Genomic DNA, 553 nt, shown 5'->3' with positions numbered 1-553 from the left:
ATTCACCTAAATTTAGTAAAACACCTTGATATCACGGTAAAAATTTTCATGTGATCCAAGTGCGATAAGCTCAAGTGTTACTGTGCCATCTTGATAACTGTAACCAAGCAGAGTGAGCTGCTTAACCATTTTGAATTTATAAACACGAAGAAAGGACAAATCACCTTTTTTCTGCTCACCTAAAAAAGGGTTATCAATAAGAGCTTTCACCGCATTGTCGAGATCTACTTTTTGGTTTTGGTGGAGCTTTTTAACCGTTTTCTTAAATGTTGGAGTTTGAAGAACCTGTACGATATTAGCCAAAATGATATGCCTCAAGTTTTCCGGCTTCTTTTTCAGCTTTAGCAATGATGGCTTGTCGAACGAATTCATAGGGTAAATCAGGATTATCTTCCATCATTTCTCCAATTTTAGCCCAATGTTCGATTTGTTTAGGTGTAGTGCGATTCAATGCTTTAGCCATAATAGCTGCTTTATCGACGAGGCTTTGGTCAAGGCGTATGCTAGCGGTAGACATAATGTATTCCTTCATTTAAAGTTTTCATTATTGTAG

Annotated in this window: 2 protein-coding genes; both read right to left on the bottom strand. The window is 36.9% G+C overall.

Annotated elements, in window-relative coordinates; genetic code table 11:
* Positions 1-12: 12 nt before the first annotated feature.
* Positions 13-303, bottom strand: coding sequence for a type II toxin-antitoxin system RelE/ParE family toxin (locus tag PUN32_RS14045; RefSeq protein ID WP_166015494.1), 291 nt, complete (start codon positions 301-303; stop codon positions 13-15).
* Positions 296-517 (bottom strand): TA system antitoxin ParD family protein, encoded by a 222-nt coding sequence (locus PUN32_RS14040; protein WP_274723744.1) that lies wholly within the window; start codon positions 515-517, stop codon positions 296-298. Before PUN32_RS14040 ends, PUN32_RS14045 begins: the two co-directional genes overlap by 8 nt.
* Positions 518-553: the final 36 nt, after the last annotated feature.

Origin of the sequence: Vibrio chanodichtyis (assembly GCF_028863985.1) — a bacterium.
Classification (GTDB): Bacteria; Pseudomonadota; Gammaproteobacteria; order Enterobacterales; family Vibrionaceae; genus Vibrio; species Vibrio chanodichtyis.
The sequence above is the reverse complement of the archived record's forward strand: the minus strand, read 5'-3'. Positions and strand labels throughout refer to the sequence as shown.

Coding starts and splice junctions, on each gene's coding strand:
- PUN32_RS14040 (WP_274723744.1), bottom strand. CDS start 517: ATGTCTACCGCTAGCATACGCCTTGACCAAAGCCTCGTCGATAAAGCA.